Source organism: Bacillus sp. ISL-18, from assembly GCF_018613415.1.
Taxonomy (GTDB): domain Bacteria; phylum Bacillota; class Bacilli; order Bacillales; family Cytobacillaceae; genus Neobacillus.
Genome location: NZ_JAGGQG010000013.1, coordinates 134,070 through 156,397 on the forward strand (window position 1 = coordinate 134,070; position 22,328 = coordinate 156,397).

The window sequence follows — 22,328 nt, forward strand, 5'->3', positions numbered from 1 at the left end:
ATCGCTGATATATTGCAAAAATCGCTGATATTGCTGAACATATCGCCGATAAAATTAAAAAATCGCTGATAAATGAATAAAAACCGCCGTTAAATTTTAAATCTTCCAATTTATAAAGAAAATAACTTTTCAGGAGGAACTATTTATGCGAGAAGTAGTGATCGTTAGTGCAGTACGGACAGCAATTGGCAGTTTCATGGGGACATTAAGTAATACACCAGCAACCGGATTAGGAGCAATTGTCATTAAAGAAGCAGTAAACCGCGCCGGGATTAGCGGAGATCAAGTTAATGAAGTCATTATGGGAAACGTTCTGCAAGCAGGTCTTGGCCAGGGGCCTGCCCGTCAGGCTACACTCAAAGCCGGTTTGCCAGCTGAGGTATCCTCTATGGCGATCAACAAACTGTGCGGTTCAGGTTTAAAAGCAGTTCATTTGGCAGCCCAAGCGATCCAAACCGGTGAAGCAGAAATTGTCGTCGCAGGTGGTATGGAAAATATGAGTCTAGCACCATACTTGCTGATGGATGGACGAACAGGCTACCGCATGGGTGATGGCAAAATTTTCGATAGTTTGATTCAAGATGGACTGCAATGTGCGATTAACTCTTATCATATGGGGGTAACCGCCGAAAACATTGCCGAACAATATGACCTCAGCCGCGAAGAGCAAGATGAGTTTGCCGCCTGGAGCCAGCAAAAGACAGAGGCAGCCATCAAAGACAGCAAATTTAAGGATGAGATTGTCCCTGTTGTCCTCCCACAGCGTAAGGGCGAGCCAGTCGTTTTTGATACAGATGAATTCCCTCGCTCAGGGGTGACATCTGAAAAGCTAGCAAAATTAAAGCCCGCTTTTAAAAAGGACGGTACGGTAACAGCTGGCAATGCCTCTGGTATCAATGACGGTGCGGCCGCACTAGTACTCATGAGCAGAGAAAAGGCAGAAGAGCTGGGAATTAAACCAATGGCTGTCATCCGCGGCAATGGGACCTCAGGGGTGGATCCAAAAATAATGGGAATTGGCCCTGTGCCCGCATCTAAGAAGGCACTGGCAAAAGCGGGTCTTTCTATCAAGGAGATGGATTTAGTGGAAGCGAATGAAGCGTTTGCTGCTCAATCCCTTGCTGTAGGAAGAGACCTGGAGATTCCAAGAGAGAAATTGAATGTTAACGGCGGTGCGGTTGCCTTAGGCCACCCAATTGGTGCCAGTGGTGCCCGCGTGTTAGTCACCCTGCTTCACGAGATGAAACGAAGGGAATCCCGCTACGGACTTGCGACGCTATGTATTGGCGGAGGGCAAGGAATTGCTACAGTAGTAGAAATGGAGAAATAACATTGTTTCCGCAAAAACGGAAAATTCCGTTTTTGCGGAAACGCTTTCAATTAATTTTCCGGATTAACGGAATCATTCCAGATCTATTTAGTTCATTTATATAGAAATGAAATTGGCATAATTCTTGCAAATAAGTAGATGTAAGTTTTTAAATGGAAACGCTTACCTTTCAGGGGGGTAAACGAGGAAGCTTACAAAAACATTTAAGGGGGATTTACATGGAATTATTTGTTATTTTACTGGCGCTCGGGCTCCTGATTTTTGTAGCCTACCGTGGATTTTCAGTTATTTTATTCGCGCCAATATGTGCACTTCTTGCTGTATTACTAATTGATCCAAGCCATGTTTTACCTTTCTTTTCCGGGGTATTCATGGAGAAAATGGTTGGATTTATTAAATCCTATTTTGCCGTCTTCTTATTAGGGGCGATTTTTGGAAAAGTTGTTGAAATGTCAGGGATTGCAGAATCGATTGCCAAAACGATTGTCCGTTTACTTGGAGCAAAACGTGCGATGCTGTCGATTGTTTTATTAGGAGCTATTTTAACGTACAGCGGCGTAAGTTTATTCGTAGCCGTTTTTGCCATTTATCCATTTGCAGCCCAAATGTTTAGGCAAGCGAATATTCCTAAAAGGCTTATTCCAGGAACAATTGCTCTTGGTGCCTTCACCTTCACCATGGACGCTCTACCGGGAACACCGCAAATACAAAACGTCATCCCAATTAACTTTTTTAAAACAGATATTTATGCGGCACCGACGCTTGGAATCATTGGAGCTATTTTTGTCTTAGTTCTAGGACTCGTCTATCTTGAATCTAGAAGAAGAAAGGCAGAAAAAGCGGGTGAGGGTTATTACGGATTTGGTGCTGAAAACGCGGCTGCCGCTGAAAAATTAGAGGCAAATGAAGTAGCTGCTCCTGATTTAACCTCGCAACAATCCGTTCTAAAACAAATTTTAGCTTTTGTTCCTCTCATTCTTGTGGGAGTGACGAATAAATTATTTATAACGTATATTCCAAAATGGTATCCAAACGGCTTTGATTTTTCAGCGATTGGCTTGAAGGCCTACACGGTCGATGTTACAGCAATGGCTGCGATTTGGGCCATTATTATGGCATTAGTTGTTGGGATTATTTCTTCGCTTTTTTATGATTGGAAACGAGTCACGAAAAACTTTAAAGAGGGGCTCAACACAGCCATTGGCGGATCCCTGCTGGCAACGATGAACACAGGTGCTGAGTATGGTTTCGGCGGAATTATTGCCGCCCTGCCTGGTTTTGCAAAAATTAGTGATGGTATTTCCGGTACATTCACGAATCCGCTTGTAAACGGGGCTGTCACAACAAGCACACTTGCCGGTATGACAGGTTCTGCCTCCGGAGGAATGGGGATTGCCTTAGGTGCGATGGCCGATAAGTATAATCAGGCGATTGCCGCAGCCAATATTCCACCAGAAGTCATGCACCGCGTGGTCGCAATGGCATCAGGCGGTATGGATACATTGCCGCACAACGGAGCGGTTATTACGCTGCTTGCTGTAACAGGCCTAACACACAAACAATCCTATAAAGATATTTTCGCCATAACAGTGATTAAAACATTAGCGGTATTCTTTGTGATTGCGCTTTATACCATCTTTGGAATCATTTAAAAAGATTACTAGATAATTAGGAGGCTCGCATAAATGAGCAAGTTACTAGAAGGAAAGACAGCATTCATTACAGGGTCAGCCAGCGGAATTGGCTTAAGTATTGCCAAGACCTTCGCACATGAAGGGGCAAAAGTGGTCATTTCCGATTTAAATGCTGAAAAAAGTGAACAGGAGGCGGCAAAATTAAGGGACCAGGGATTTGAGGCCATTGCTGCTCCATGTGATGTAACAAACGAGGAGGCTTTTAAGAATAGTATCCACCAAGCCTATTTAACTTTCGGCCGTCTCGATATTTTAGTTAATAATGCCGGCATGCAGTATGTTTCACCAATTGAGGAGTTCCCAACGGAAAAGTTTGAACTCTTGGTTAAAATTATGTTAACAGCACCATTCATTGGTATTAAAAACGTCTTCCCTATTATGAAGGAACAGGGCTTTGGACGAGTAATTAATATGGCTTCCATCAATGGAGTGATTGGCTTTGCTGGAAAGGCTGCTTATAATAGTGCGAAGCATGGCGTTATCGGATTAACAAAGGTTGCGGCGTTAGAAGGTGCAGAGAGCGGAATAACGGTCAATGCCCTTTGCCCAGGTTATGTTGATACACCTCTTGTTAGAAATCAATTAGCAGACCTTGCATCAACAAGAAATGTCAGCTTAGACAGTGTAATTGACGAGGTGCTTTTACCGCTTGTACCACAAAAAAGACTTTTATCCGTAACCGAAATTGCCGATTATGCTGTTTTTTTAGCAAGTGAAAAAGGGAGAGGAATTACCGGCCAGGCTGTGATTTTAGATGGCGGTTACACCGCACAATAATAGTTTGAATCCTATTCGATAGCGGATAGGATTCTTTCTTGTGTGTGAAAAACTTCTAATCTAGTGAACATCCATCATCCTTTGTTATAATAAGGATATTCAGCATTGGGAAGGTGTGACTCTATGAACAGCAAAATGGAAGCGATTCCAGCTGATTGGCATGAAGAGATTATCAACCTATTGGCGGAAAGAATCGTTGTGACCGACCGAGAAGGCTTGATTCTCTATATAAACAAAGCCTACTGTGAGTTTTTGGGAACAACCGTTGAAGAGGCGATCAACCGGCCTGTTCAGGATGTGATTGAAAACACAAGGATGCACATTGTCGCAGAGACCGGCAAAAAAGAGCTGGCCGCCCTTCATCCCATTAATGGCAGTGAAATGATCGCAAACCGGTACCCTCTGATTATCGATGGGAAACTTGTCGGGGCCCTCGGGACCGTTATGTTTCGCAGTCCAGAAGAATGGCGGATGTATAAAACGAGGATTCAGCATTTAGTGGAAGAATTAAAATATTATAAAACAAAAATAGACAAAGAGTTAAAGAGTAAATACTATTTTCACGACTTAATTGGCAGCAGTCAGTCCTTCCTCGCGGCGAAAAAGTTGGCAGAGCGGATTTCTGCCAGCAACTCCTCTGTTCTTTTAATAGGGGAATCCGGCACAGGAAAAGAATTGTTTGCCCATGCCATTCACAACCACAGCCTCCGTTCTTCACTGCCGTTTGTAGCAATCAACTGTGCTTCAATACCTGAACATCTTTTGGAATCGGAACTATTCGGATATGAGGATGGCGCGTTTACGGGAGCGAAAAAGGGTGGGAAAAAGGGACAATTTGAACTTGCTCATAACGGAACCCTTTTTCTCGATGAAATCGGTGATATGCCGCTGTCGATGCAAAGTAAACTGTTAAGAGTTTTACAGGAAAAAGAAGTCCAGCGGGTCGGCGGACAAAAATCAATTCCCGTCGATGTCCGGATTATTGCCGCTACACACCGTGATCTTGAAAAAATGGTGGAGGAAGGAAAGTTCCGCCGTGATTTATATTACCGCTTGAATGTTATAAAAATTGAGATTCCTCCATTGAATAAAAGGAAAGAGGATATAAAGTTAATATCAATAAGCTTGTTAAAAAAACTGGAACGGAGATTTTTTCGTACAGGAATTGAAATTTCTAAAGGAGTGGAACAGCGACTGATGGAGCACTCATGGCCTGGGAACATTCGTGAGCTTGAAAATGTATTGGAGCGAGCAATCAATGTCCTTGATGGACAAACAATTGAAGTATTCCATCTTCCATTGTATTTACGAGAACTAGAGTTGCAGAGTTCTACCCAGATGGTTAGTCCTGTGGGTAAAGAAAAAACTCCTGAAAGAATACTTCCGTTAAAGGAAAGGCTCGCTCAAGTGGAAAAAGAAGCGATTTTGAATGCGCTGACTATGACCAATGGGAATAAGCAGGAAGCGGCTAGATTGTTGGAAATAGGTAAAACAAGTTTTTATGAAAAATGTAAGTTTTATGATATAAAATAACTTCTTCTCCCTTAGCAATAAAACTTCTAGGATGAAAGTTCTGTAAAATGTCGTTTCTAAATAGCAATAGGATTAACTCTGTTTTAAGATTAGAGAGATAATGTAAATTTGAAAAAGTTTGGGTGGAATTTGATGGTTCTTTTAGACTATATTATTAATCTCTCGATTTTTTCTCTATTGGTAAGTACACCGTTGGTCATCGGTTCATTCCTTTATCATAAACCCATTAAGAATTTCCGGTATTGGGTAGGGGTGTATGGGGGAATTGTTTCGGTTGTCTTGATCAAGTTATCCTTTCAGCAGCAGGGCTATTCTTATGATATTCGCTATGCCCCGGTAATTTTGGCATTTGTCTACTTCGGTCCCTTGCCTGGTATCATTACGGGTATTTTTGCATTGGTGACGCGATTACTTGAAAGCGGTCAATGGACAACAGCTATTGTTGGCTGGATAGCTATTATGCTTATTTTTACTATCATTCATTTTCTAACAAAACGGCATTCTCATGTGAAAAAAAGTGTTATATTTTTCGCAGCTTATGTGGCCATTTATATCATCATAGTCCCCATCCTCTTTCATGCCTTTAGAGATAAACCCTTATTTCATTTGCAATATTTAATGTTTGTCATGCTGGGTGTGATCATTGGCGTATTATTGATAGAATCCTATGAAAAGCTGCTCCGGTTAAATCGGGGTTTGTCAGACATGTACAAGCTAGTGGAAGCAAGTGAGTCAAAATACCGATTGATTGCCGAAAACACGTCAGACTTAATATTGTTGATGGATAAGGAACACGCTATTAGTTACCTTTCTCCTTCCCATGATCATGTGTTAGGCTTTCCGTGCTCTGAATTAGAGAAACATAGATGTTTCAAGCTCCTTCATCCTGATGATAAACTGATGTTTTTAGATGCGATTAAAAGAATGTTTGAATATAATGAGTCCCAATCAATGGAAATTAGAATAGCTCATAAAGATGGACACTGGATTGAATTTGAGTCTAAATGTATGCCTGTTAAGGGTGAAGGAGATACAGTTGAAAACATTGTCATCCTTAGCAGGGACATTTCGGAACGGAAAAAATCTGAGGAAATTCTTTTGCAGTCAGAAAAGCTGTCGATTGTCGGGGAGCTGGCTGCAGGGGTCGCTCATGAGATTCGGAACCCATTGACCACAATCAAAGGCTTTGTTCAGTTATATAAAGCTGAAAATAGTTCGATTGTTTATAATGATTTACTCCTAAGTGAGCTGGAGCGGATTGAGTCGATCACAAGTGAGCTTCTCTCACTGGGAAAACCGCAAGCCGTGCAGTTGGACCAAGTGAATGTAAGGGAGTTACTTGAAAACACAGTTGAGTTACTTTCTCCTCAGGCAAATATGAATAATATTCAGTTTGACTTAAAGATTACTGGGGAGCCTTTTATTATGAAAGGGGAAAAGAATCAATTAAAACAAGTTTTCTTAAATGTCTTAAAGAATGCCATAGAAGCGATGCCTGTTGGAGGTGATATTCACATTAAAATGAGAAGAGACGAGGCAAATGATTGTATAATATCGGTTCAGGACCATGGCTTGGGCATCCCTGAGGAACTGCTCCCGCGTTTAGGAGAGCCGTTTTACAGCTTAAAAGAAAAAGGGACAGGCCTGGGTGTCATGATTTGCCACAAAATCCTAAAACAACACAACGGGAGTATCACCTATAAAAGCAAACTAAACAAAGGAACCAAAGTAGTAATCAAACTCCCGCTAACAAGTTAAAAATAGTTATATAGGTGACAGGCACCACCCGTGGACAATGTCCACGGGCGGTGCCTGTCACCTTTTCTTATATTTGCAAGTTAAGGTTGTGGCATATAATGACTAACTTGGCATATTTATTTACTATCAAACGTTTGATGAATGGTAAAAAGCAATTGGTTAGGATGAATGTAATTCCGAGTTGACTGATAGGAGAATTAGATTTTCTATAAGGAAACAGGGGAGGAATACGATGAATACAGTTCTGATCATTATAAATGTCGCTGTCCTACTATTGCTTATGTTTGGGCTATTTATGATGCAGAAAAAGCATGTGTCGTTTTCAAAACGGGTCTTCACAGCTTTGGGTTTAGGAATTATTTTTGGTTATCTTATTCATTTGATTTATGGGACCACACATGAAGTGACCACCAAATCGATTGATTGGTTTAACATTGTCGGGATCGGATATATAAAACTTCTCCAAATGGTTGTGATGCCGCTTGTCTTTATTTCAATTGTCGGGGCGTTCACAAAACTTAAACTGACGAAGAACATTGGGAAAATCAGTTTTCTGGTCATTGGAATCTTGCTCGGAACCACCGCTATTGCTGCCGCAATTGGGATTGGCTCAGCATTAGGCTTTGGCCTAGATGGCGTCCAGCTTACTCAAGGGGATGCTGAAAAGGCACGAAATGATCAATTAGCGGAAAGGGCCGCAGGAATTGAAAATATGACCCTGCCGCAGCAAATCATCGAATTGGTTCCAAGTAATCCATTTCAAGATTTAACAGGTGCGAGGGCTACCTCTACGATTGCGGTTGTGATTTTTGCAGCGTTTATTGGGATTGCTTACCTTGGGGTTAAAAGGAAGGACCCGGGACCTGCTGAGTTTTTCGCGAAGATTATTGACACGCTCTATTCGGTTATCATGAGAGTTGTCACGCTCATCTTGCGCCTGACACCTTATGGAATTCTAGCCATTATCACAAAGGTAACCGCAACAAGTGATTATGAGGCAATTGCCAAACTAGGGAAGTTTGTCATTGCCTCCTATGTGGCACTAATCATCATGTTTGTTGTGCATTTACTCTTCTTATCATTGGCGAAATTAAATCCATTCAGATATGTAAAGAAGGGACTTCCAACCTTAACCTTTGCCTTCACATCCCGAACAAGTGCAGGGACATTGCCTATGACGATTAAAACACAAACCAAGGACCTTGGTGTTTCAGAAGGAATTGCCAATTTCGCCGGATCATTTGGTTTAACGATTGGCCAGAATGGCTGTGCGGGTATTTACCCAGCCATGTTAGCGGTAATGGTGGCGCCAAGTGCAGGGATTGATCCTACAAGCCTGTCCTTTATTGTGACTCTTATTCTGGTTGTGGCCATTAGCTCATTTGGAGTAGCCGGCGTTGGCGGCGGAGCCACATTTGCTGCCTTAATTGTCTTATCTGTGATGAACCTTCCTATTGCAATCGTCGGTCTTCTCATTTCAGTCGAGCCTCTGATTGACATGGGACGGACAGCACTAAACGTTAGTGGGGCGATGACAGCAGGTGTTCTCACAAGCAAAGCCACTGGGGAATTCAACGAGGAGACCTATTCACAGCCAAATATTGTTGAAGCCTAAAAAACAGGTGACAGGCGGTGCCTGTCACCATTTTTAACTTTTACACATAGTTAAGCGTATTTTTGAAGTTCGCATTCTTGAATTACAGCGGTGTACTGGCGGATGAGGTTATTCCATATCCGGTCCCAGCTCTGGGTCAGTGCATAGTTCCTGCCTGCTCTCCCCATTTGCTGACGTAATTCTCCATGTGTTAACAGTTGCAATATAGCTTTTGAAAACTCATGAGCATTGCCCGGTTTACACAAGAGTCCATTTGCCCCTGCCTTAATAATATTCTGTACACCACCCGCTTTTGCTCCTATCACAGGTGTTCCACTTGCGAGTGATTCTAATACCACATTCCCAAAAGTTTCGGAGGCAGAAGGGAAAACAAATAAGTCTGATGCCGCATACGCCTCAGCCAAACGCTTTCCATCTAAATATCCAGTAAATGTCATGTTTTCTGGCGCTTGGGTTTCTAGTTCTTCCCGCAAAGGACCGTCCCCAATAATTAGCCAATGAATATGTTGATTTATGTTTGGTGGAATAGATTTTGCAGCAGCAAAGAGGGTGTGTAAATCCTTTTCCGGCGCTAATCGGCCAGCATATGTCAGCACATAGGAACCTTGCAGGCTATAACGATTTATAACTGATTCCTTATCATAATAAGGATGAAACAGCTGGCAATCCACACCTCTTGGCCAAAGCTCAAGATTGGGAAACCCATGCTTGCTTAGTAGTTGGAGTGTTGTCGGAGAGGGGACAAAAATCTTTTTACATGTTTGATAAAACCAGTGCATGTAATTCCAATGCAGTTTCGATAGAAACGGAAGGTTATAATACTGCAAATAATCATCAAAATTGGTGTGATACGATCCAACAAGAGGTATATTTAGATTTTTTGAAAAATAAACTCCACAAAGGCCAATGTTAAATGGGGTTGCTACATGAATTAAATCAGGTGCGAAGTTTTGTAGTTCTGATTTCATTTGATAAAGATTTGGAAAGGCTATTCGGCATTCAGGATACATGAAAAATGAAAGACTCTTAGAGCGATGTATATGGCCAGCATCAAGCTCCTCTGCTGGAGAGGCTGGTACAAAAAGTTTAAACGTAATGTTTTGGCTCTCAAGGAAGTCAGTCAACCTTTTCAATGTTCGGGCGACACCGTTTATGTCAGGATAAAAGGTATCAGTGAAAATGGCAATTCTCATGTCATCCCTCCTAACAAAAATATCCTACAAGCATAACAAACAAAAGCACAATAACCCACAAATGGTCCCAAGAACACCACCTGCAAGGATATCCGATGGAAAGTGAAGTCCTAAATAAATCCTGGATATCCCTACACACGTTCCTAAAGGAATTAGAACGAGTCCAAGTTGTGGATAGGCTAAAATATAAGGAGTTACAACAGAAAAAATGGCCGTTGTATGCCCTGAAGGGAAAGAATGGTCCTGTAATGGATTAGCGGGAAACTTGGTACTTTCGATCATCAAGTAAGGTCTTTTTCGCGGAAACAGCTGTTTCATGATATGGACAGGGATATGGCTTGCCGATAATGCAAGAGCGCTGCTAATGGCGGTTAACCTAGGTTCACCTGAAGAGATTACAATAAGAAGGAAGACAGCCGCGATGGTGATGTCTGCTCCTCCAAACTGCGTAAGGATTCGAAAGAAAAGATTTAACAGCTTTTTATCAAAATGGCGGTTTACTCGTTGTAATAAGCGGCAATCAAATCCATAAACAGCATCGATTATTTTCGTCATGGTCAGTCCCCTCCAACAGGTTACTTAGTAATGTCAGGTCTCCAAGCTTTGAGAAAGTGAGGGCCTATCTCTTTGTCCAGTCCGATTCCATATGCTACTTCCTCTAAATTAGCCCCGACATTATCACAAAAACCAGCCATTTCATTCATAAAACGTATTTTGGTTGCTAAAAAGGCATTGAAAGCATATTTAATAATTTCGGCACTTCGGATGTCCGTTTTATATATCGGGATTTGCAGCGGTTGGTAAAACTGCTCCATAATCGCTGCCGCTTTGGGGTCGCTGGTACCGATCACAATACGGTCTCCGTGAAAAAAGTCAATAATCGCTGTACCTTCACGAAGAAATTCAGGATTAGCAACTACTTCTGCTTGAAGGTTAGGAGGTTTTCTGCTGTCAATGATTTCTTGAATGAGTTCGTTCGTACCAACTGGAACAGCACCCTTAGTGCAAATAATTACGTCCTGCTCAATATAATGAGCAATCGTATGGGCAGCCACGTGGATGTACTTTAAATCTGCTGAACCGTCGTGTTTTTCTGGTGTTTCAACAGCAATGAAAATAAGGTCAGCTTTTGAATATGCATCATACGGGTTTATCGTAAAATTCAGCTGCTTGTTATGTAAGTTCTTTTCTAATAGAGAATCTAAACCAGGCTCAATAATAGGGGAACGTCCGCTCTGCAGCATATCAATTTTCTCTTTTTTAACGTCCACACATGTCACCACATGTCCGAGCTCCGCTAAACAAGCACTAGTAACCAATCCTACATAACCTGCTCCAGCAACTGTGACCTTCATCCAATCCCTCCAATAATTTGTTTACTCTATTGTATTAGCGAATGATGGATTTTTTCTAAACCTAGTGTAAAGAGAGTGTTAAGACTGTGTTAGTTTTAAAAAGTGCATAATAATATATTTAATTAATAATACTTGGATTCGAGATAATTATAAGTTACACTTAAGAGGTTCAAATGAATAATAAGTGGAATGGAATTAAACCATATTAGGCATAGAATGATTGCTATTATTTTTGTATCGATAGGAAAAGGATGGGATGAATATGGAACAGTTTCATCAGGAACCAAACATTTATGTTGGTGAAGTTACTATAAAGGTAAAAAATCTCGCTTATTCTGTTACGTTTTATCAAAATATTATCGGTCTTCAAGTATTGGAACAAAGTGAACGGAAAGCTGTTTTGACCGCTGACGGTAAAACGCCGCTGTTAACTTTGGAAGAACCAGCAGATGTCATTCCGAAACAAGAACGCATGTCAGGATTGTATCATTTTGCTATACTACTGCCATCGCGGGCCGACTTAGGGGACTTTTTACGGCACTTAATTTTAACAGGGTATCCGCTTGGGGCTGCCGATCATTATGTAAGTGAGGCTTTATATTTGAATGACCCTGATGGTAACGGGATTGAAGTTTATCGGGACCGGCCTTCTTCTGAATGGACCTGGAAGAATGGATTAGTTGAAATGGCAACTGAACAGCTGGATGCAGAAGGAATTCTAGCAGAGAGTAACGCTGAATGGAAAGGCCTTCCGTCTGGGACAATTATGGGGCACATCCATCTGCATGTAGGTGATTTAGAAAAATCTAAAGAATTCTATACAAAAGGAATGGGCTTTGAGGTTGTAAGTTACTATCCGCAAGCAGTGTTTCTTTCGTCCGGCCGGTATCACCATCATGTTGCCATCAATACCTGGCAGGGAGCAGGGGCTCCAACGCCGCCGAAAAATAGTGTTGGTTTAAATTGGTATTCAATTGTTTTCCCAAATCAGGAGGCAAGGGAAAAAGTCATGGAGCAACTAAAGCAAATAGGAGCTCCTTTAAGCAATGAAGGAAACTTTTATGTTACAAGTGACCCAGCAGGAAACCAAATTCATCTCGTCGTATAAAAGAAAAGATCCCTGCTTTGCTCTTCTAGCGCAATGAGCAGGGATCTTTCTTGCGTTTAAGAGGTTTTCCTTATGAGAAAAACCCCAACGCATATTTAATGCCTTCTTCTACTTCAGTTGTTTCATAACCTTGTAAATCCTCATGAGTGATTTCTAATTTTGTTCTTGCTAAAGAATAGCCGCTGTCTAAATTCACATCCAACAGAACCTCATACCCAATTTCAGTTTGCGTAATTTGAATAATGTCATAATCGCGAATCGCCGTACCCGTATCGTACTCAAGCGGCTCTAATTCAGACATACAAAACCCTCCTCTTCATCCTTCAAACAAGATTATTTTCCGCTAAACCCCAAAAATAATTCGGTGCATTCCCAAACGGTGCCTGTCACCATTATTAAGTCGAAGGGGTTAATAATGGTAACAGGCACCAAGTTAAAGGTTTTTGTTGGGAATGTGACGAATTATGAAGTGGGAAGGCTATTTTAGTAAAGTGTATTTTATATTAAGGTGGTGATTTTTTTTGTGTTTGATTCTGTTTGCTTATCGTGTTCATAAGGAGTATCCACTAATTGTTGCGGCAAATCGCGATGAATTTTATCGACGGTCAACCGCTCCTGCACACTTTTGGGAGGACCATCCTGAAATTCTGGCAGGAAGGGACCTGGAAAAAATGGGCACGTGGATGGGAGTGACCACTAGCGGGCGCTTTGCGGCTTTGACTAATTACCGCAATCCAAAAGAAGCAACGGAGGGAAAGCGTTCACGCGGAGAATTAGTGGCGGATGCCTTGAAATATAAAGGAAATATAGAAGGATATATGCAGCATCTTGCAACACATAATCACTTGTATCCTGGTTATAACTTATTGGCAGGTGATGGGCAAAATTTATATTATTATTCGAATGTCGGTCAAAAACTGGAAAAATTAAAGCCTGGTATATATGGAGTGAGTAACCAGTTATTAAATAGTAACTGGCCAAAGGTAGAAAAGGGAAAGGCCGGTTTAGCTCACATCATAAAGGAACACACCAATGATATGACTGAAAAATTGTTTGCCCTTCTGCAAAATGCGGATCCCGCCCCGGATGAAGCTCTTCCACGTACAGGTGTAACATTGGAATGGGAACGGATGCTTTCGCCGTTGTTTATTGAGAGTGAGCACTATGGAACGAGAAGTTCAACGGTGATGTTCATGACAGGGACAAAGCTTCAATATATAGAAAGAGTCTATACAGAGAACGGCGAAAATACCCAACCATATACGATTGAGCTGTTTGAAAAAGAAAACTAATCAAACGTAATTAGGCAGGAAGATGGAAAGGTAGAGTACGAAAATTAAAAAACCAGAAGAAGGAGCACTTTTTTTAAAAGTGTTCCCTTTTCAGGTTTTTTTTGGAGAGGGGTGAACATACTTGTCCTTACACCCCAATTACATTCAATGACTGGCGCAGTCCTTCTAGAGCAAACCCTGTTAAATACCTAAAAACAAATATAGCGACAATTGGTGAGATATCAATAGGTCCCAATGGAGGAATGAAACGTCTAAAAATGCTTAAATATGGTTCGACGAGCTTAGAAATCCACATGCCAATCTTGGTGGATTGAAATTGTGGAAACCAGGAACCAAAAATCGATATTAAGATAAGCCAATAATAAATTTCAAAAGCATATTGTCCAATTTGCAAAATGTATAATCCCAATTTATATCTCCCCGTCTTTTAGAGTTTTATTATAAGTACAAACTTCGTAAGATACATATATATACGACTAAGCCCACTAAAGGTTTCATAATTCTAATTGATATCATAAAATGCTATTTATACTGAACCCCTGTTAGATAAAAATATCATACGGGAAAGCCGTAGTGACAAGGCCTTTAATGGGTTTATTATTCCATAAATAACTTAACAAATCCTTAAATTCAACGGTTGGCGAATGAAAAATATTAATCAAACGTTTAATTAATTCAGCAACAAAACTAATCAAACGTTTGATTAGATCTTGGACAACATTGATAAATCAACATTATTTGCCCATATAAGATAACTAATCAAACGTTTAGTTAAATGGATATTATAGGTAAGTTTTTAAATGGCTAAAAAGGGAACTTATTTACTAAGTGATATATACTATAAGTGAGAAAGGACGTGAGTAGATTGAAAAAAGGTTGGTTAGGAATAGGAATTGTGGTCGCTGTGATTGTTATCTTCGGCCTCATGTTTATGTCCAGCTATAACAGCTTTGTCAATCTAGAAGAAGACGTGAATCAGTCGCATGCTCAAATCGAAAATCAACTCCAGCGAAGGCTCGATTTAATACCAAACTTAGTCAATACTGTAAAAGGCTATGCAGCACATGAAAAAGAAGTCATTGCCTCGATCTCAGATGCACGTGCAAAGCTTGCCGGAGCAAAAACCCCCGAGGAAGAAGCGACCGCTAACGATCAATTATCCGGTGCATTAAGCCGCTTGCTTGTTGTCGTTGAAAATTATCCAAACCTTAAAGCGGACCAGCAATTTACCCAGTTGATGGATGAACTGGCGGGAACCGAAAACAGAATAGCAGTTGCGCGTAAGGATTATAATGAGCAAGTTGCTAAATTTAATAAAAAAGTAAAAAGATTCCCAGGCTCGATCATTGCAGGAATCGGCGGGTTTGATCAAAAAGAATATTTTAAAGCAGCCCCCCAAGCTCAAGAAGCCCCAAAAGTTGATTTTGGAGGCAATGGGTAATGAAAGCAAAACGGATCTTCAGCTTCTTATTGGTTTTTACCACGTTATTTCTGTGTACAGCCCGTGCACTTGCTGAGGATGTCCAAATACCTGCTCCCGTCGGAGATATTTATGTACAAGATTTTGCCCATGTCCTAAATGAAACAGAAAAAGCTGAATTAATCAAAATAGGCAGGAACATCGAAGATCAGACAACCGCACAGGTCGCTGTGATGACTGTTGAAACGATTGGCGATAAAACCATTGAAGAATATGCGAATGAGGCATTTCGTCAATATGGAATCGGCAGCAAAAAAGAGGACAATGGGGTCCTGCTTGTTTTATCAATGAAGGAACACAAAATTCGGATTGAGGTTGGCTACGGCCTAGAAGGAAGAATTCCCGATGCGAAAGCCGGCCGAATTCTGGATCAATATGCGATTCCTTATTTAAAAAATAACCAGCCAAACCAGGCTGTAACGGAAACTTACAAAGCACTCGCCAAAGAAGTTCTGGCGGAATATAACGGTGAGAATGGACAAAAAACGGTGCCAAAGGATGAAGGAATCGGAATCCCATCTTGGCTGATCGTCATCATTGTTTTGGTTGTTGTCTTCCTTGATTTTAAATTTTTCGGAGGCACACTTACCTATTTACTCCTCTCCATATTATCCCGCGGCGGCGGAAGAGGCGGTGGCGGCGGATCCCGCGGCGGCGGCGGCGGTTCCTCTGGCGGCGGAGGAGCAAGCCGAGGCTGGTGATGCCAGCAAAAAAAGATGCTCTCTAGTTGAGGGCATCTTTTTCTAACTTCATTCCTTTTCTTTTCTTCAGATAGGAATAGGACAGGAGGATTCCTACTAGGAAAAAAACAATGATATAGATACTATATCTTGAAAAATAGGTTCCTACATAGACCCAATTTTCACCAAGTATTCTGCCAAGAGAAATAAAGGCAAAGCACCATAACAATGCTCCTAAATAAGCATACAAGGCGAACTTTTTATAAGAGAAATGGTTAATTCCTGCGAGATAGGCAGTAATATGCCGAACTCCTGGAATAAAAAAACCTATAACAAGAAGGAATGGGCCGAATTTATTGAATAATTTCTTCGTTCGTTCAATTTTTGCCTCACTGATATGGAGCTTTGGACCAAACTTATGTAAAAATGGCGCAGAATTTTTGCAGATAATAGATATTAGCTAAATTTTAGAATGGAATATAGGAAGTGTAACGATGGATTACTTAAATCATCTTATTGAACACTTTGGCTATCTTGGAATTATTTTCGCCTTGGTCGGTGGAATTATTGGCTTGCCAATTCCTGATGAGTCTTCTTACTTATGTTGGCTATAATATTTTCGAGGGAAAACTAGCGTACCTACCCTCACTCCTATGTGCCTATTTTGGAACTTTTATGTATGCCTTGACACCATTTTCCACTTCAGTCGTGAATATAGTGAAGTAAATGTCTGTTTTAGGAGTGGTCTGATGCCGATTGAATGGAATGAAGAAGAGCAGCTATTTCATTTGTATAATGGCAGAATCAGTTACATGATTCAACTTGTCTATGGAAAATATTTAGCGCATGTATATTGGGGGAGTAGGGTTCAAATGCTTCAGCCCTCAGCGATCCTTCCATTTAAAGGAAGAGCCTTTTCGCCGATGAATGAACCGGCTGACCCCCGTTTTTCGCTTGATACCCTGCCGCAGGAATATCCGGCCTTTGGAAATGGCGACTTCCGAACGCCGGCCTATCAGCTTCAAGCACCTGATGGGTCAACGGTCACTGAATTTGTCTATGATTCACATGAAATTTTTAAAGGAAAGCCTCGCTTGATTGGGTTGCCAATGGCCTATGTGGAGAAGGAGGATGAGGCAGACACGCTGGTGATCACACTGGTAGATTCCATGCTAGGTGTTGGACTGAACTTGCATTATACGATTTACCGTGATTTTGAAGTGATAACGAGGTCGGTCTCCTTTGAAAATTTAGGCAGCCGTGAGGTGAAGATAGAAAAATGTATGAGCATGTCTGTAGATTTTCATGACTCGAACTGGGACTGGCTTCATCTTCAGGGAACTTGGGCTAGAGAACGGCAGATAGAACGCCGCACGATGACCCACGGTGTTCAATCCATTTCTTCCACAAGGGGTGCGAGCAGTCATCAACAGAATCCTTTTCTGGCGTTATTATCAAAAGATGCCACGGAAGACCATGGCAAGGTTTATGGTATGAGTCTTGTCTATACCGGGAATTTTCAGGCCTCCATTGAGGTCGATCCCTTTGAAATCACCCGAATCGGCATGGGGATTAATTCATTTAATTTTTCTTGGGCTTTAACGGCAGGCGAAATTTTTCAAACACCAGAGGTGATGATGGTCTATTCTTCAGAGGGTTTGGGCGGAATGTCGAGAACTTTTCATAAAATGATTCGGAGCCGGATCTGCCGGGGTGTTTATCGGGACAGAGCACGACCTATCCTCATTAATAATTGGGAAGCGACCTACTTTCATTTCACTGAAAAAAAGTTAAAGGAAATTGCTGATGCTGCAAAGGGACTTGGCGTTGAACTGTTTGTTTTAGATGATGGCTGGTTTGGCCGTCGTGATAATGCGAAGAGTTCACTCGGAGATTGGAAGGTTAATCGAAGAAAACTGCCCAATGGATTAAACGGATTAGCCCGTTATCTCAACGGGAAAGGGATGCAATTCGGTTTGTGGGTCGAGCCGGAAATGGTTTCGCCGGATAGTGATTTGTACCGCAGGCATCCGGACTGGTGTCTGCATGTACCGGGGAGGAATCGAACTCTTTCGAGAAATCAGCTTGTTCTAGATTTAAGCCGGAATGATGTATGTGAATGGCTGATTGATACGCTCACGACACTTTTTCAAAGTGCCCCGATTTCCTATGTAAAATGGGACATGAACCGAAATATGACAGAAGTGGGGTCAGCTGCATTGCCCCCGGAAAGGCAGAAGGAGACCGCCCATCGCTATATGCTCGGGTTGTACCGGATAGTAGGGGAATTAACGTCAAGATTTCCAGAGATTTTGTTTGAAAGCTGTTCGGGCGGGGGCGGCCGCTTTGACCTAGGGATGCTTTATTACATGCCGCAAACCTGGACGAGTGATGATACGGATGCCGTCGAAAGGCTGAAAATTCAATATGGAACAAGTATCGTTTATCCAGCCATCACGATGGGTGCCCATGTATCAGATGTCCCCAATCATCAGGTTGGCAGGGTGACGCCATTACGGATGAGGTGTCATGTCGCAATGGCAGCCAATCTTGGTTTTGAATTAAATGTTGATAAACTAAGCAAGGAAGATCGGGAGTTAGTCAAGAAGGAAATCCAACTTTATCATCAAATAAAAGAGATTGTCCTTTTTGGTGATTTGTATCGGCTGTGGAGCCCTTTTGAGGGGATGGATACCGCTTGGATGTATGTAGGACACGATCAAAAGCAAGCTGTGGTATTTTATTATAAAGCGCTGGCAACGCCAAATCCACCTTTTTTACGATTAAGATTACGGGGGCTGAATCCACAGCTTAAATACAAAATTGATAACGAAGACAGGGTTTTTTATGGGGATGAGCTGCTGAAGATTGGGTTTACCTTACCGTTGATAAAGGAAGACTTTTTCTCTGAAATTTATTGCTTAGATAGCTGCTAATTCCAAATAAAAAAGTGAAAATTTTTAATATTGTCTATAAATTAACTTTCTCGAAGATTAAAATGGTAATTAAGATAGATTACTAGCTTCAATGTGATGGAGGAGAACAGAATGAATCTTTATGATGAATTGTTAGCGATGATCGGGGATAGTGAGCGCGTGTCAATCAATGAAACCCTTTTAGAACAGCATAGTAAAGGGGAGGCATACCATCCGCCATTCAGCCCGGATGCCGTCGTGTTTCCTAAGTCAAAAGAGGAGGTAAGCCGGATTGTTCAATTTGCGGGTGAACATTCTATTCCCCTAGTCCCCTACGGGGCGGGGACAAGCTTGGAAGGGCAAATTATTCCGGTTCAGGGGGGCATAAGTCTTAATTTCAGTCTAATGAATCAAATCGTCTCGATCCGGCCTGATGACTTTCAGGTCATCGTCCAGCCAGGGGTGACTAGAAATCAGCTCAATCAAGCCTTGAAAAAGCATGGGCTGTTTTTTCCAACGGATCCAGGGGCAGATGCATCGATTGGCGGAATGGCCGCGACGAATGCAAGTGGTACCAACAGCGTGAAATACGGGGTGATGCGTGATCAAGTCCTCGGGTTAGAGGTGGTTTTAGCTAATGGGTCCATCATTCGAACAGGTGGACATTCTTTTAAATCTTCAGCAGGCTACAATTTAACAGGCTTGTTTGTCGGATCAGAAGGGACACTGGGTATTTTTACAGAGTTAACGCTAAAGCTTCGCGGGATTCCAGAGACCATATCTGCTGTGAAAGCCACGTTTCCTTCGATTGAAGCTGCAGGAAATGCGGCTGCCATTCTTTTAAAAGCAGGTCTTGCAATTGGGAGAATCGAGCTGGTTGACGAAAAAACGATTCGAGCAGTAAATCATTTTAAGAGTACTGAATTCAGGGAAGAACCAACCCTTTTCTTGGAGTTCAGCGGCAATGAACCGGAAGTTACATATAGCGTAGAAGTCATGCAAGAGATTCTAAAGGATGAGCAATGTGTTTCTTTTGAATTTGAGAATGACTCGTTAAGAAGGGCCCAATTATGGGAGGCAAGGCATCATGCAGCCTTTGCTATACAGGCCGCTAATCCTGGCAAAGTCTTAATGTTTACCGATGTCTGCGTTCCGTTATCGGAACTCGCTGGGGCCTTAAAGCAGACGAGGGGTGTCATTGAGAAATTTGGCTTAGAGGGAGCTGTTTTAGGGCATGTCGGTGATGGGAACTACCATGCCTGCCTGCCAATTGACCCGAACAGCGAAGAAGAACTGGAAGTGGTCGAAGGAGTTCATCATCAGATTGTCTCCTATGCCCTATCCAAAGGGGGAACCTGCACCGGTGAACACGGCATCGGACTCGGCAAAAAAGCGTTCTTGCAGGAAGAACACGGAGACCTAATCCCCATCATGAAAACAATCAAAATCAACCTCGATCCCCAAAACATCCTAAACCCAGGGAAAATATTCTAAAGGGTGACGGTGACAGGCACCGATAAATAGTTAAACAAGGTGGAATGGTTACAAACGGTGACAGGCACCAATAAGTAGATTCACACAATAAGAGGGTTGGTAATGGTAAAAAGGCATCATCATTACCAACCCTTTTTTTTGTTTAGAAATCGACGTTGTCTGGGTCTGGACCGATGCGATGGTTTTGGTTCAAACCGTCCATTTGTTCCATTTCTGCTTTCGTTAGTTCGAAGTCAAACTAATCGCAGCAGCTAAACCACTTTTAAAGCCTTATTACCCGATTCCTCACGGTCTTTCTTTTCAAGGCCTCGGCTCCAGCCTGTAAGAATGACCGCTCCTAAGACCATTAATGCTCCAATCCAAGAGGTGTGAATTAATCCAATGGAGTCGGTAATGACACCCCCAAAGAAGGATCCAATAGCAATTCCAGCATTAAAGGCAGCGATATTAATCGCTGATGCAACATCAACTGCAGTCGGCACAAACCGCTCTGCTAACATAACCACGTAAACTTGTAATCCAGGCACATTCATAAAAGCCAATAAGCCCATGAAAAAAATCGTAATTAATCCTGCAATCTTAAAAGGTGCCGTAAAGAGCAAAATAAATAATACAACAGCCTGGACGATAAACATATAAAACAACGCCTTAATGGGATTTTGGTTAGACAGTTTGCCGCCCACCATATTTCCGATGGCAATCGCGACCCCATAAACAAGCAAAATCACAGCAACAGTACTTTCCTTAAAGCCTGTTATATCTTGCAAAATAGGCGATAGGTACGTAAAGACTACAAAAGTTCCGCCATATCCTAATGCAGTTATACCAAATAGCAGTAAAAGCCGACTGTTGGTTATTACTTTGAATTGGTCGCGGAACGTTGTTTGGACCGCTTTTCGTAAATCAGACGGAACAAGGATACTGTTCGCAAAGAAGGCAATTACGCCAACTGCGACGATAATAACAAACGCCATTCTCCAGCCGAATTGCTGGCCAATGAAGGTTCCAAATGGGACACCAGTAACGGTTGCCACCGTAAGGCCTGAAAACATAATCGATATCGCACTGGCTCTTCGATTCTCCGGGACCAAATCTGCAGCGATGGTGGAACCAATCGACAACCATGTGAAAAGGCCGATATCACTCGGGCCGCCAATAAAATCACAATGTTTGTTGCGCTTGCTGCCAGCCCATTGCCGATAATAAAAACAATCATGATCCAAAGTAATAAGGTTTTACGTGACATCCTTGAAGTGAGCGATGTGAGGATAGGAGCTCCGAACATTACTCCCAAGGCATATAAAGAAACAGTTAAGCCGGCAGTTGTAACTGATATTTGTAAATCTTTTGCTATAAGCGGCAGAAGCCCAACACTGATAAACTCCGTTGTACCAATGGCAAAGGCACTTACCGCTAATGCCAATAGTGCGAATGTACTTCTTTTTTTATCTAAGGTCATTTCTATTTTCCTCCTAAAAGTAGTTTTATTGCATGAATGATTGGCTAAAAGCAATTCTATAAAAAAGAATCAAAATGTGATATTTCAACCGGCAAATGTTATTATGGGACATAGGAGTATAAAGGAAAAGTACGCACTTTAAAGTGATATAGACACTAAAAAGTGCGGTAGGCACTTATGGGTGCCTATGAAAACGGAGGACTGGATGATGAGAAAACAGAAGTACAATATATCCGTTGAGGCAACACTAGAGGTCATCGGGGGAAAATGGAAATGTGTCATTCTTTGCCATTTAACACATGGAAAGAAACGGACAAGTGAATTAAAACGCCTGATGCCGGATATTACCCAAAAGATGTTAACGCAGCAGTTACGAGAATTAGAGGAAGACGGCGTTATTAACCGGATTGTATATAATCAAGTACCGCCCAAGGTGGAATATGAGCTCAGTGAATATGGCCAGAGCTTGGAAGGAATCTTGGATTCCCTTTGTGCCTGGGGAGCCAACCATATCACCAGAGTGTATGGTGATTTGTCAGTATTAGAAGAGAATGTATTAAACAATCATTTAAAGTAGGAACATGCTTCTCCCGAGGGGGAATTGAAACGTTAGAATTGGTTTACCTAAATTTTCTGTTTGACGTT

At 41.8% G+C, this 22,328-nt stretch carries 19 protein-coding genes and 3 pseudogenes; 14 read left to right on the forward strand and 8 right to left on the reverse strand.

What is annotated here, in order from left to right:
* The first annotated feature begins 145 nt into the window (after window positions 1–145).
* The 6 genes from J7E81_RS20490 (at window position 146) to J7E81_RS20515 (ending at window position 8,707) form a co-directional block, all read left to right on the forward strand.
* Window positions 146–1,330 carry an acetyl-CoA C-acetyltransferase gene (locus tag J7E81_RS20490; RefSeq protein ID WP_215045300.1) on the forward strand — a complete coding sequence of 395 codons (1,185 nt, stop codon included), beginning with the start codon at window positions 146–148 and terminating at the stop codon, window positions 1,328–1,330.
* A 218-nt stretch (window positions 1,331–1,548) separates the two neighbouring features.
* Window positions 1,549–2,982 carry a GntP family permease gene (locus J7E81_RS20495; protein ID WP_215045301.1) on the forward strand — a complete coding sequence of 478 codons (1,434 nt, stop codon included), beginning with the start codon at window positions 1,549–1,551 and terminating at the stop codon, window positions 2,980–2,982.
* Between the two features lie 33 nt (window positions 2,983–3,015).
* Window positions 3,016–3,801 carry a 3-hydroxybutyrate dehydrogenase gene (locus J7E81_RS20500; RefSeq protein WP_215045302.1) on the forward strand — a complete coding sequence of 262 codons (786 nt, stop codon included), beginning with the start codon at window positions 3,016–3,018 and terminating at the stop codon, window positions 3,799–3,801.
* Window positions 3,802–3,924: 123 nt separating this feature from the next.
* The gene (locus tag J7E81_RS20505) at window positions 3,925–5,334 is read left to right on the forward strand and encodes a sigma-54 interaction domain-containing protein (protein ID WP_215045303.1); all 1,410 of its coding nucleotides are present in this window, start codon (window positions 3,925–3,927) and stop codon (window positions 5,332–5,334) included.
* Between the two features lie 132 nt (window positions 5,335–5,466).
* The gene (locus J7E81_RS20510; RefSeq protein ID WP_215045304.1) at window positions 5,467–7,092 is read left to right on the forward strand and encodes an ATP-binding protein; all 1,626 of its coding nucleotides are present in this window, start codon (window positions 5,467–5,469) and stop codon (window positions 7,090–7,092) included.
* Window positions 7,093–7,324: 232 nt separating this feature from the next.
* Window positions 7,325–8,707 carry an L-cystine transporter gene (locus J7E81_RS20515; protein WP_215045305.1) on the forward strand — a complete coding sequence of 461 codons (1,383 nt, stop codon included), beginning with the start codon at window positions 7,325–7,327 and terminating at the stop codon, window positions 8,705–8,707.
* 50 nt (window positions 8,708–8,757) lie between these two features.
* Here the strand turns inward: J7E81_RS20515 and J7E81_RS20520 are convergent, their stop codons facing one another.
* From J7E81_RS20520 to J7E81_RS20530, 3 genes are read right to left on the reverse strand one after another with little or no spacing between them, the layout of a single operon-like run.
* Window positions 8,758–9,900, reverse strand: a complete 1,143-nt coding sequence (locus J7E81_RS20520; RefSeq protein ID WP_215045306.1) for a glycosyltransferase family 4 protein — start codon at window positions 9,898–9,900, stop codon at window positions 8,758–8,760.
* 24 nt (window positions 9,901–9,924) lie between these two features.
* Window positions 9,925–10,455, reverse strand: a complete 531-nt coding sequence (locus tag J7E81_RS20525) for a phosphatase PAP2 family protein (protein WP_215045307.1) — start codon at window positions 10,453–10,455, stop codon at window positions 9,925–9,927.
* 20 nt (window positions 10,456–10,475) lie between these two features.
* Window positions 10,476–11,255 (reverse strand): nucleotide sugar dehydrogenase, encoded by a 780-nt coding sequence (locus J7E81_RS20530; RefSeq protein ID WP_251028770.1) that lies wholly within the window; start codon window positions 11,253–11,255, stop codon window positions 10,476–10,478.
* Between the two features lie 262 nt (window positions 11,256–11,517).
* Between J7E81_RS20530 and J7E81_RS20535 the strand changes: the two genes are divergently transcribed.
* Entirely contained in the window at window positions 11,518–12,363 is an 846-nt protein-coding gene (locus J7E81_RS20535; RefSeq protein WP_215045308.1) for a VOC family protein, read from the forward strand.
* A 70-nt stretch (window positions 12,364–12,433) separates the two neighbouring features.
* Here the strand turns inward: J7E81_RS20535 and J7E81_RS20540 are convergent, their stop codons facing one another.
* Window positions 12,434–12,664, reverse strand: coding sequence for a hypothetical protein (locus J7E81_RS20540; protein ID WP_215045309.1), 231 nt, complete (start codon window positions 12,662–12,664; stop codon window positions 12,434–12,436).
* 220 nt (window positions 12,665–12,884) lie between these two features.
* Between J7E81_RS20540 and J7E81_RS20545 the strand changes: the two genes are divergently transcribed.
* Window positions 12,885–13,655, forward strand: coding sequence for an NRDE family protein (locus tag J7E81_RS20545; RefSeq protein WP_215045310.1), 771 nt, complete (start codon window positions 12,885–12,887; stop codon window positions 13,653–13,655).
* 127 nt (window positions 13,656–13,782) lie between these two features.
* On the opposite strand, the gene J7E81_RS20550 is transcribed toward J7E81_RS20545, so the two are convergent.
* Window positions 13,783–14,064 carry a YggT family protein gene (locus tag J7E81_RS20550; RefSeq protein WP_215045311.1) on the reverse strand — a complete coding sequence of 94 codons (282 nt, stop codon included), beginning with the start codon at window positions 14,062–14,064 and terminating at the stop codon, window positions 13,783–13,785.
* Between the two features lie 456 nt (window positions 14,065–14,520).
* Here J7E81_RS20550 and J7E81_RS20555 point away from each other — a divergent pair, with 456 nt between their 5' ends.
* Together J7E81_RS20555 and J7E81_RS20560 are read left to right on the forward strand one after the other, a co-directional pair.
* Window positions 14,521–15,096, forward strand: coding sequence for a LemA family protein (locus J7E81_RS20555; protein WP_215045312.1), 576 nt, complete (start codon window positions 14,521–14,523; stop codon window positions 15,094–15,096).
* Complete coding sequence (locus J7E81_RS20560; RefSeq protein ID WP_215045313.1) at window positions 15,096–15,836, forward strand: TPM domain-containing protein; 741 nt, start codon at window positions 15,096–15,098, stop codon at window positions 15,834–15,836. Before J7E81_RS20555 ends, J7E81_RS20560 begins: the two co-directional genes overlap by 1 nt.
* A gap of 22 nt (window positions 15,837–15,858) precedes the next feature.
* Here J7E81_RS20560 and J7E81_RS20565 read toward each other — a convergent pair whose 3' ends face one another.
* The gene (locus tag J7E81_RS20565; RefSeq protein ID WP_215045336.1) at window positions 15,859–16,272 is read right to left on the reverse strand and encodes a DedA family protein; all 414 of its coding nucleotides are present in this window, start codon (window positions 16,270–16,272) and stop codon (window positions 15,859–15,861) included.
* 37 nt (window positions 16,273–16,309) lie between these two features.
* On the opposite strand from J7E81_RS20565, the pseudogene J7E81_RS20570 reads away from it, so the two are divergent.
* The 3 genes and pseudogenes from J7E81_RS20570 to J7E81_RS20580 all read left to right on the forward strand — a co-directional run.
* Window positions 16,310–16,484 (forward strand): annotated as a pseudogene (locus J7E81_RS20570) (DedA family protein); the annotation flags it as partial.
* Between the two features lie 80 nt (window positions 16,485–16,564).
* The gene (locus J7E81_RS20575) at window positions 16,565–18,751 is read left to right on the forward strand and encodes an alpha-galactosidase (protein WP_215045314.1); all 2,187 of its coding nucleotides are present in this window, start codon (window positions 16,565–16,567) and stop codon (window positions 18,749–18,751) included.
* A gap of 111 nt (window positions 18,752–18,862) precedes the next feature.
* Window positions 18,863–20,224: an FAD-binding oxidoreductase gene (locus tag J7E81_RS20580; RefSeq protein ID WP_215045315.1), complete on the forward strand. Its 1,362-nt coding sequence runs from the start codon at window positions 18,863–18,865 to the stop codon at window positions 20,222–20,224.
* Between the two features lie 142 nt (window positions 20,225–20,366).
* Here the strand turns inward: J7E81_RS20580 and J7E81_RS30640 are convergent.
* Window positions 20,367–20,462, reverse strand: a pseudogene (locus tag J7E81_RS30640) (aldo/keto reductase); the annotation flags it as partial.
* Between the two features lie 13 nt (window positions 20,463–20,475).
* A pseudogene (locus J7E81_RS20585) lies at window positions 20,476–21,683 on the reverse strand (MFS transporter).
* 208 nt (window positions 21,684–21,891) lie between these two features.
* On the opposite strand from J7E81_RS20585, the gene J7E81_RS20590 reads away from it, so the two are divergent.
* On the forward strand, window positions 21,892–22,260 hold the full coding sequence (locus J7E81_RS20590; RefSeq protein WP_215045316.1) for a winged helix-turn-helix transcriptional regulator: 369 nt from the start codon (window positions 21,892–21,894) through the stop codon (window positions 22,258–22,260).
* The last annotated feature ends 68 nt before the right edge of the window (window positions 22,261–22,328 follow it).